The sequence below is a fragment of the Rhodoblastus sphagnicola genome (assembly GCF_002937075.1).
Lineage (GTDB): Bacteria > Pseudomonadota > Alphaproteobacteria > Rhizobiales > Beijerinckiaceae > Rhodoblastus > Rhodoblastus sphagnicola.
In genome coordinates this window covers 1-9,721 of sequence record NZ_NHSJ01000130.1, presented here as the reverse complement: position 1 = coordinate 9,721, position 9,721 = coordinate 1, and the positions used below count along the sequence as shown (strand labels likewise).

The window sequence follows — 9,721 nt, the reverse complement described above, 5'->3', positions numbered from 1 at the left end:
ATATCGGCGCCTGGTCGATCCCGCAGAGCCAACTCGCCATGGTGCATCAGAACGAATTGATCATGCCGGCAGCCGAAGCGGGCGCCTTCCGCTCCATGCTGAGCAATCAGGCCAATGGCGGCGGCGCCCAGGCGCAAGGCGGCGGCGACACGCATGTCCATCTCAATGTCTCGGCCATGGACGCGGCCTCGGTGAAGAGTTGGCTGGGCGCCAATTCGCGACAAATCATGAAAGCGATGAACCAGGCGATGCGCAACGGCGATCACCTCGGCTTGCGTCGACTGGCGCAGTAAGATCATGGCGCAACTCTTCGGCGTGTGCCTGCTGCCGGCCACCGGCGAATTCACCTACGACACGTTCCCCGCCCAGGGAAAGAAAGCTACGGAGTCGTCGTTCTCGCCCATCAACACCCATCTCGCGCCCACCGGAACCAAGACCGACTATTCCTACGCGCTCGATCAGCTTCAGGCGGCGCATCCCGAGTGCCAGACGGTCGCCCTGGTCTGCGCCTGGTTCGGCAATTCCACTGACGCCGCGACCTGCAAGATCTACCCCTCGACCAATTTCATCGGGGGCGCCTTCGAGACTTACGCGAACGGCGCCTGGACCGCCGCCAACTGGAAAGTCTCCGGCCTTACGCAAAACTCGGCCGGCCTCATTCCGATCTCGACCAACAATGGCGCCGCCACCTATGGCGGCGCGCCCTCGGACCAGAGCATCGTGCGCTGCATCCGCGATTTGCGCGCGCGTGGTTTGCGCGTGATCTTCTATCCGTTCATTCTGATGGACACGGCGGGAAAACCCTGGCGCGGCCGCATCGGCCTCGCCACCGATCTCACCGCGGCCACGACCCAAAATGTGAACAGCTTTCTCGGCGGCGCGACCCCCTCGCAGTTCACCCGCGACGCCGTCAATCTGACGGTCGCCTATTCGGGATCGCCCACCGATTTCACCTACCGCCGCTTCATCCTGCATTACGCCAACCTCTGCGCGCTCGCGGGCGGGGTCGATCTGTTCCTGCTCGGCTCCGAATTGCGCGGCCTGGAAATTTTACGCGGCCCCAACTGGACTCAGGCGGGAACAACCGACGTCAACGGCCACGCCCAATGGGACTATCCCTTCGTCGCCGGCCTCGTCCAACTCGCGGCCGACGTGCGCGCCACCTTCGACGCGGCTGGTTTTGCGCGCGATCTGACCAATCACAAGAACCTGATCGCCTATTCCCCGGACTGGTCGAGTTGGAACGGCTGGCAGCATCCGGGCGCCAACGGCCAATGGCCGCATCTCGACTCGCTGTTCGCCTCGCAAAACATCGATGTCGTCTCGTTCGACAATTATCTGCCGCTGTCCGATTGGACGCTCGGCGACGGCGGTCTCGACTGCAAGAACTGGAACGCGCCCGCGCCGCAAACCTGGCCGCCCGGTCCGGAGACGATGAACGGCCTCGGACTATCCGGCCAGCCCTCGCTGCAAAACGCCGATTATCTGAAAGCCAACATCGAAGGCGGCGAGGGTTTCAATTGGTTCTACACCAACAGTCTTGGCGGCGGCGTCGGCCTCGACCCGCTGGGCACCGACCAGCGCTGCACGCTGCCGCTCGGCGACCGCGTCACCCAAACCCGCCACGCCTTCGCCGCCAACCAGCAATTGCTGACGCGAAAGGGCCTGCGCTGGTGGTGGAACAACACGCACCGCGCGATCTACGACAATGGCGACGGAACAGGCTGGAGCCCCCACGGCCCAACCACGGCCTGGACACCGCAGTCAAAACCGATCGCCTTCGTCGAATATGGCTTCGCTACGGTTGATCGTTGCACCAACCAGCCCAACGTGTTCTACGATCCCAAATCCAGCGAAAGCGCCACGCCGTTCTGGTCGCTGTGGACGGGTTCGGTAGGCTCGGGCTGGCGCCCCCAACGCGACGACACGCTGGCCGATCTCGCCCTGCAATCCGTGCACGATTACTGGAGCGCCAACAATGCGACGTCCGGTTCGGGCGTCGCCATGGTCTTCACGCCCTTCTGCTGCGCTTGGAACTGTGACGCCCGGCCTTTCCCGGTCTTTCCCCTCGACGGCGATGTCTGGGGCGACGGAGGCGCCTGGGCGACCGGCAACTGGATTGGCGGCAAGGGGCCGGCCACGGCGCCGACCGCGCCCGATCCATCGCCAACCGTCGGAACCTTCGCCACTTTCCCAACGCTCGCGGGCCAAGGCTGGAGCGTGAAATTCCAGCCGCGTTTCCTCACCTGCGTCCAGGCGCATGTTTCCGGCCGCGAATCGCGTGCGGCGCGCCGTCTCAATCCGCTCCATGATATCGAGCTGAATTTTGACCTGCTGCGCGGCGCCGCCGCCCATGCCGAACTGCAAGAGGTCGTCGCCTTCATCGCCAATCACGCGGGCCAGTCCCAAGCCTTCCTGTTCACCCCGCCAAACGCGCTCGGCGTGGTCGTGGGCGAACCAATCGGCGTCGGCGACGGAACGACGACAAGCTTTGCACTGACTCAAAAAATTGGCGGCTTCAGCGAAAACGTCCAGGCGCTCCTCGGCGCACCCACCGTCTATCTCGACGGCGTGGCCGCGCCACCCACCGCCTATGCGCTGTCGATCCTGCCGGCGGTCGTGACCTTCACCTCCGCCCCGGCGTCGGGCGTGGTGGTGACGGCGGATTTCACCGCCGCCCATCTCGCGCGATTCGCAGACGACAGCCTCGACCTCGAAGAGTTCATGACGGAATTCTGGACCCTCAAAAGCCTGAAACTGGAAACGGTGCGCACGTGACCCTTGCAACATTTCCGACACTCCCCGGCCAGGGCTGGAGCGTCAAGAAGACGCCAACTTTTTCGACACGGGTGGCGTCCCACGCGTCGGGCCGCGAGGTGCGCGTCCCGCTTTACGCCCGCGCGCTCTACCAATTCGAATTGTCCTTCGACGCGCTCGATTCCTCGGGCGCGAACCCGGCGCTCCAGTCCCAATCCCTGCAAACCCTGATGGGCTTCTGGATGTCGTGCAATGGGCAGTTGAACACGTTTCTCTACGTCGATCCAACCGACAATGCGGCCACATCCCAAACCATCGCCACCGGCGACGGCGCGACAACACGCTTCGTTCTTGGACGCGCCATCGGCGGCTATTACGAACCGGTGAGCTACGTCATCTCCATCGCCAACGTCACCGTCGGCGGCGCCTCGACGACGGCTTACACATTCACCGCCCCCAACACCATCGCCTTCGCCACGCCGCCGGCGAGCGGCGCGACCATCGCCGCGACGTTTTCGTACGGCTTCCAATGCCGCTTCCTCGACGACGTCGCCGAATTCGAAAATTTTCTGTCCGGTCTGTGGAAGATCGGCGGACTGAAATTCCGTCAGGTGCGCTGAATGAAATCCGCTCCCGCCGCGCTCATCTCCTATCTGAACGCGCTGCGTCCGACGTCGGACGCGCCGCTGCTCACCGCCGAATGTTTCACCATCTGGCTCTCGACCGGAACGGTCTTGACCTACACCGACCTCGACAGGCCGGTCGCGATCAACGGCTTCACCTATCTCGCCAATTCGGTGCTGATTTCGGGCCTGAAATACCGCGCGAGTTGCGGTGTAAATGTCGACAGCCAGCAGGTCACGCTGTTCGCCCGCGCGACGGACACGATCGGCGGCATTCCCTTCCTCCAGGCGATGCAGCAGGGCCTGCTCGACTGCGCCGAAATCCAGCGCGAAAAAGTCTTCTTCAGCGATTGGAACACGCCGATCGGCTCGGTGATCCTGTTCAAGGGGCGCGTCGCCCAGATCGACTCGATCGGTCGCTCCAGCGCGCAGATCACCGTGGCCTCCGACCTCGTGCTGCTCGATATCGACATGCCCCGCAACGTCTATCAGGCCGATTGCCAGCACGTGTTGTACGACGCGCAATGCGGCCTGGCCGCAGGAACCTATTCGACCGCCGGCGCCGTCGGCGCGGGCTCGACACAAACGATGATCGCCTGGAGCGCGGCGACTGCGGCTTACCAGCAAGGCACGATCGCCTTCACCTCCGGCGCCAACACGGGCGCCGACGTGACCATCAAGGCGGCGAGCAACGGCAGCCTGATCCTGTCCTACCCGCTGCCCTATCCGCCAGCGACCGGAGACACTTTTGTTGCGACCTACGGCTGCGACCGCACCATGAACACATGCAAGAGCCGTTTCAACAATCTCGGAAAATTCCGGGGATTCCCCTTCGTTCCGCCGCCACAGATCATGACGGGTCCACTCTCCTCCGTCACCTCCCGCGGCGCCAAGGGCGGCAAGTAGGATCGTGCAAATGAACGAAAACGAGCAGCGCGGCGCGGTCGTGGCCGAAGCGCGCAAATGGATGCTCACGCCCTATCGTCATGGCGCCGACATACGCGGTGTCGGCGTCGATTGCGGCATGCTGATCGTGCGCGTCTTCGTCGATCTCGGCCTCATCCCGCCGTTCGATCCGCGCCCATACGATCCCGACTGGATGATCCATCGTGAAGACGAAAAGTACTTGAGCTTTTTCACTCAACGCTGCGCGCCGGTCCAAAAGCCCCGGCCGGGCGACATTGCTCTGTTCCGTTATGGCCGAAGCTATTCCCATGGCGGCATCGTCACGCGGATCGATCCCATCGCGATCATTCACGCCTATCATGACGCCGGTTGCGTGATCGAGGATCAACTGACGCAAAACCCCGCCCTGACCGATCCCCGGCGCAAACTCGCCTATTTTTCGATCTGGCCCACCCCAAGAAACTGAAGGCGCGGACATGGGTTTTCTCGGCGCTGGGAACGTCAACACCCAGATCACCAAATATTCCGGTCTGCAGGTGCAGACCACGTCAAGTTGCGTGCCCGTGCCGATCGTCTACGGCTGCAACGTGCTCGCGCCAAATTGCTTCTGGTACGAGAATTTCAAGGCCATCGCGCAACATACGAGCGGCAAGGGCGGCAAGGGCGGCGCGAGCGCGGGCTACAATTACTCGTGTTCGATCATGATGGGCGTCTGCGAGGGTCCGATCGCCGGCATCGGCCAGGTCTGGCAAACGTCCAACACCACGACGACCCTCATCGACCTTGGCCTCAGTCTGTTCTCTGGCGCTTCGCCGCAGACCGTCTGGTCCTATCTGGCGTCGGCCTTCCCGAACCAGGCGCTGACCTACCCAGGCGTCGCCTATGTCGCGAGCGCCGCTTACAATCTCGGCTCTTCCGCCAGCGTCGGCGACAACAATTTCGAGGTCCACGGCATTCTCCACGGGACGGGCTTCAATGGGATTGACGCCGACCCCGCGCAGGTCATTTCGGATTTTCTCACCAATCCGCAATATGGCGTCGGCTTTCCCGCCGCCTCGATCGACGCCACCGCGCTCTACGCCAATGCTGGCGACAGTTCCTACCAGACCTATTGCTGGGCGAACGGTCTCGCCATCAGTCCCGTGCTCAACACGCAGGAGACGGCGTCATCGATCCTGTCGCGCTGGCTGCATCTCACAAATTCCACGGCGGTCTGGTCGGCTGGCCTGTTGAGAATCCTTCCCTACGGCGACGGCGTCGTCACCGGCGGTTCGGCGACCCTGCAGAAAACCTGGACGCCAAATCTGGTCCCCATCTACGACCTCACCGACGAAGATTTTCTCGACGTCGCGGGCGAGGATCCGATCAAGATCACGCGCTCCGATCCCTACGCGGCTTACAACCAGCAGGCGATCGAGATCCAGGCGCGCTCGGATTCCTACAACACGGGGCCCATCGTCGCCTTCGACCAGGGCGCCATCAACCGCTTCGGTCGGCGCACCGGTTCGACAATCGCCGCGCACGAGATCTGCGACGCGCTCGCGGCGCAAACCTCGGCGCAGTTGATCCTGCAACGCGGCCTTTACATCCGCAACACCTACAGCTTCAAACTGTCGATGGAGTTCTGTCTCCTCGACCCGATGGATCTGGTGACGCTCAGCGATCCCGCGCTCGGACTCAACAAGACGGTGGTTCGTATCACGGACATCGAAGAGGATTCCGAGGGCGCCCTGACGGTGACGGCGGAAGAATTTCCGCAAGGCGTCGCGACGGCGACGCAATATCCGACACAGCCAAAAACCAACGGCGCGCCTGACGCCAGTGTCGCGGCGCAGCCGGTCAATATGCCCTTGATCATCGAACCGCCGCCCGGCATCACGGGCAATGTCGCGCAGATCTGGATTGGCGCCAGCGGACAGAACGCCGATCCCAACTGGGGCGGCTGCATCGTCTGGGTTTCCCTCGACGGCGCATCCTATTCGCAGATTGCGCGACTCTCGTCTCCGGCCAAACAGGGCGTTCTCATCTCCGCGCTGCCGGCCTATACCGGAAGCAATCCGGACGGGGCCGATACGCTGAGCGTCGACCTGACGCAAAGCGGGGGAAGCCTCCAGTCCGTTTCGGCGACGGCGGCCTCGGCGGGCGTCACGCTGTGCTATGTTGATGGCGAATATCTCAGCTATACGAATGCAACCCTGTCCGGCGCCGATCAATACGGCCTCGCCGGCTTGTATCGCGGTTTCAGCGCCTCATCGGTCTCCGCGCATGCGGCCGGAAGCGTCTTCTGCCAACTCGATTCCGCGATCCTTCAGTACGACGTCACTGCGGCCCATATCGGCCAGATGGTCTATCTGAAGTTTCAAAGCTACAACATTTATGGCGGTGGCGTTGAGGATCTCTCCACCTGCGCCGCCTACACGCACACAATCCAGGGCCTTGGCGCGATCGGTCCGGTCACGGCGACACTGGCGGTCGGCGTTCCCATGGATTTCGGTCTGGTCAACCAGGCGGTCGCCGAAACCGACGATTTCGGCAGCGTTCAGTCCGCCGTCACAACGATCATCGATCTCGGCGCGCTTTCAAGCTGAACGCCGTATTTTCAGCCTCATCGCAGTCAGGGAAGACGCATGTCCGTTCAATTGAAACGCCGCCGCGACACGGCGGCGAATGTCGCGGCCTATACCGGCGCGCAGGGCGAGTTGATCGTCGATCTCACCAACAATCGCCTCACCGTTCACGATGGAGTTACGCCCGGCGGTTGGGCCGCGGCGAAATTGTCCGAGGTGGCCGCCACGACGAGAACGTCCGTCTCGGACCTCAACTACACGGCGCTGATCACGGATCGCACCATCGCCTATACGGCGATCACGGCGGCGCGCACCGTAACTCTGCCGGCCGTCTCCGCCTTTCCCACCGGCGTGTCGCTACGCATCCTGGATGAGAGCGGCGCCGCCAGCGCCTCGAAAACGATCACGCTGAGTCCAAACGGGTCAGACGTGATCAACGGCGCCGCGAGCGCCGCCATTTCCTCCCCCTATGGCTATATCGTCCTGCAGGGGAATGGCGCCGCAAGTCCGGGGAAATGGACGATTGCCGACCAGGCGGCTTCGAACCTCGCCAATGTTGGCGTGGGCGTCGCGGCTGATCCGAACAACGTTCTCTCCGCCTATGGCTCTTCGGCGCTGTTCAACGGCCTCAGTTTCAATCTCGTGGTCAACAAGTCCGCGGCAGCCAATACCGCGTCAATTCTGTTCCAGGATGGATTTTCCGGACGCGCACAAGTCGGCCTTGCGGGCGATGACAATCTCCATTTCAAAGTCTCGTCGAACGGATCGAGTTGGACCGACGCCCTGGTCATCAACGCGACGACCGGACAGGCAAACTTCCCTCAAGGCATCGCATCGGGCGACGCGGCGGGGTTTCGCAACCGACTTCGCAACGCCAGCTTCGCGATCAATCAACGTAATGTTTCGGGAACCGTGACGCTTGCGGCTGGGGCTTATGGCCACGATGGTGTTCGCGCCGGCGCATCCGGCGCGACCTACACTTTCGCGGCGAGCGGCATCGACACGACGATTACCGTAACGGCCGGTTCGCTGATCCTGCCGATAGAAAGCAATCTGATCGAGGGGGGCGCTTACATGCTTTCCCATGCTGGCGCGGCTCAGGCCCGTGTCTGGCAGGGGACTGGCTATTCTGGATCCGGCTCCTATGCCAGCGCGCCCTTCACCGCGACCGCCCTCAGCGCCGCGACCCAGACGAATGTCGAATTCTCGACCGGAACGATTTTGCGGCCGCAATTCGAGCCGGGCGCCGTGGCGACGGCGTTCGAGCGCCGCCCGCCGAGCCTCGAACTTGCGATCTGCCAGTACTATTTCCGCCTTCTGACGTGGACGGGTGTCGCCTTGTCCTATAATGCCGCTAGCAGCGCGGCGTATGTTCAGGTCTTTCAGAACTTTTCTCAAATGCGGTCAGCGCCAACGTCAACTGGGAGCGTAACCTTCAGTTCTTCGTATAATATTAGCGATGCCCCGTCTATAGGTGTGTGTAATAATGGCATAGCATATGTCGGAAACCACACGATAAATTCTGGAAATACTTACGGTTTTTATTCTGGGTCCCAGAATCTGAGCGCGGAGATTTGATATATGACGATTTCCTATACGCTAACGGACGCAAAATCCGCCCCCAACGCGCAACCTGTCATGCGTTCGGATGGGGCTTTCATTCCTGCGGATCCCAGGAATACCGACTTTCAGGTCTATTTGTCCTGGCTGTCGAACGGCGGCGCGCCAGGCGCCGCGCCAAACACGGCTTCGGCCGTTCCAACGCAAGTTTCTCGTCGTCAGTTTTTTCAAGCCGCCGCGCAGGACGGCTTGATCACCAATGCGGAAGCGATCGCGCTGATTTCGACAGGAGCCATGCCCGCAAGCTTGTCTTCCGCCATCGCCGCTCTCCCAAACGCCGAGCAGTTCGCCGCGCAAATGGCGGTGCTGGGCGACCAGACTTTTGAGAGGTCGAGCTTGATCGTCGTGGCTCTCGCCGCCGCGATGAACAAGACCAATTCCGACCTGGACGCCCTGTTCACGCTGGCCGCCTCGCTCTGAGCGGGCTCCCGCGCAACGCATTGCGGAGATTTTCATGGACTGGCGATACCCCAATGGGTCTGTAACCCGAGGCGTCGTCATCGAAGATGGCGCAGGCAATAAATTAGCCAGTTTCGGGGGCGGCGCGGGCGGCTCCAACGCCAGTGTCGGCGCGAATGGAAGCGCGGCCCCATCGAGCGCGACTGAAGTCGGCTTTGTCAACGCGCTCGGCAATCTCGCGGCGATCGGTCCGTCCAACCCCCTGCCCATCACGGCTCCGGCCAATCTGCTCGCCAGCGACAGCGGCGCCGCGACACCGGGGGCAATAATCTCCCTGCGACGCAACCGGTAACGTGGTCCGCGCAATCCGTATCTGTTTCCTCGTTGTCGAGCCTTCCAGCGGATCGAGTGCGATTGGCTCGGTCAGCGTCTCCGCTCTTCCCGCCCTCGCGGCCGGCGCCAACCTGATTGGCGCGGTCAATCTGGATATTGGCGGCGCGACGATCAGCCAAGGCAATCCGGTTCCGACAACGGAAACCTACGCCAACATCGCGACCGGGCAGGTCAGCGTCGCAACCTCCGCCACGCAAGTTGTCGCGGCCCGCGCCGGACGCAAGGAGGTCACAATCGTCAATCACGCGACGACCGCCGTCTATATCGGCGGTTCAGCCGTGACGGCCGCCGCCGGCCTTCTCCTCGCGGACGTCCGGGGCCAGTGCATCGTAAGCGGCACGAGCGCACCAGGGGCTGAAGCCCCGGTGGGGACCGGCTCACGTGTCGCGCTTGAACCTGATCGGCATCCAGAACTGCCTCAGCGCCTCGACGCTCTTCGGAATCTCGCTGGACGCG

9 protein-coding genes and 1 pseudogene are annotated in these 9,721 nt (G+C 62.6%); all 10 read left to right on the top strand.

Annotated features, from left to right (window positions below; translation table 11 throughout):
• A pseudogene (locus tag CCR94_RS25305) lies at positions 1 to 293 on the top strand (hypothetical protein); the annotation flags it as partial.
• A gap of 4 nt (positions 294 to 297) precedes the next feature.
• The gene (locus tag CCR94_RS21605; protein ID WP_104510228.1) at positions 298 to 2,778 is read left to right on the top strand and encodes a baseplate megatron protein TIM-barrel domain-containing protein; all 2,481 of its coding nucleotides are present in this window, start codon (positions 298 to 300) and stop codon (positions 2,776 to 2,778) included.
• Positions 2,775 to 3,377 carry a DUF2460 domain-containing protein gene (locus tag CCR94_RS21600; protein ID WP_104510225.1) on the top strand — a complete coding sequence of 201 codons (603 nt, stop codon included), beginning with the start codon at positions 2,775 to 2,777 and terminating at the stop codon, positions 3,375 to 3,377. Before CCR94_RS21605 ends, CCR94_RS21600 begins: the two co-directional genes overlap by 4 nt.
• On the top strand, positions 3,378 to 4,286 hold the full coding sequence (locus CCR94_RS21595; protein WP_104510222.1) for a DUF2163 domain-containing protein: 909 nt from the start codon (positions 3,378 to 3,380) through the stop codon (positions 4,284 to 4,286).
• A gap of 10 nt (positions 4,287 to 4,296) precedes the next feature.
• The gene (locus CCR94_RS21590) at positions 4,297 to 4,752 is read left to right on the top strand and encodes an NlpC/P60 family protein (RefSeq protein ID WP_104510220.1); all 456 of its coding nucleotides are present in this window, start codon (positions 4,297 to 4,299) and stop codon (positions 4,750 to 4,752) included.
• 10 nt (positions 4,753 to 4,762) lie between these two features.
• Positions 4,763 to 6,874 (top strand): phage tail protein, encoded by a 2,112-nt coding sequence (locus CCR94_RS21585; protein ID WP_104510217.1) that lies wholly within the window; start codon positions 4,763 to 4,765, stop codon positions 6,872 to 6,874.
• 39 nt (positions 6,875 to 6,913) lie between these two features.
• Positions 6,914 to 8,431 carry a hyaluronate lyase N-terminal domain-containing protein gene (locus tag CCR94_RS21580; protein WP_104510214.1) on the top strand — a complete coding sequence of 506 codons (1,518 nt, stop codon included), beginning with the start codon at positions 6,914 to 6,916 and terminating at the stop codon, positions 8,429 to 8,431.
• 3 nt (positions 8,432 to 8,434) lie between these two features.
• The gene (locus CCR94_RS21575; protein WP_104510211.1) at positions 8,435 to 8,893 is read left to right on the top strand and encodes a hypothetical protein; all 459 of its coding nucleotides are present in this window, start codon (positions 8,435 to 8,437) and stop codon (positions 8,891 to 8,893) included.
• Between the two features lie 34 nt (positions 8,894 to 8,927).
• Positions 8,928 to 9,224, top strand: coding sequence for a hypothetical protein (locus CCR94_RS21570; RefSeq protein ID WP_104510209.1), 297 nt, complete (start codon positions 8,928 to 8,930; stop codon positions 9,222 to 9,224).
• Position 9,225: 1 nt separating this feature from the next.
• The coding region (locus tag CCR94_RS21565) for a hypothetical protein (RefSeq protein WP_146090136.1) at positions 9,226 to 9,721 on the top strand (496 nt) is incomplete at its 3' end.

Bases quoted from the DNA above. Each gene is read 5' to 3' on its own strand.
- CCR94_RS21605 (WP_104510228.1), top strand. From the start codon at position 298: ATGGCGCAACTCTTCGGCGTGTGCCTGCTGCCGGCCACCGGCGAATTC.
- CCR94_RS21595 (WP_104510222.1), top strand. From the start codon at position 3,378: ATGAAATCCGCTCCCGCCGCGCTCATCTCCTATCTGAACGCGCTGCGT.
- CCR94_RS21590 (WP_104510220.1), top strand. From the start codon at position 4,297: ATGAACGAAAACGAGCAGCGCGGCGCGGTCGTGGCCGAAGCGCGCAAA.
- CCR94_RS21585 (WP_104510217.1), top strand. From the start codon at position 4,763: ATGGGTTTTCTCGGCGCTGGGAACGTCAACACCCAGATCACCAAATAT.
- CCR94_RS21580 (WP_104510214.1), top strand. From the start codon at position 6,914: ATGTCCGTTCAATTGAAACGCCGCCGCGACACGGCGGCGAATGTCGCG.
- CCR94_RS21575 (WP_104510211.1), top strand. From the start codon at position 8,435: ATGACGATTTCCTATACGCTAACGGACGCAAAATCCGCCCCCAACGCG.
- CCR94_RS21570 (WP_104510209.1), top strand. From the start codon at position 8,928: ATGGACTGGCGATACCCCAATGGGTCTGTAACCCGAGGCGTCGTCATC.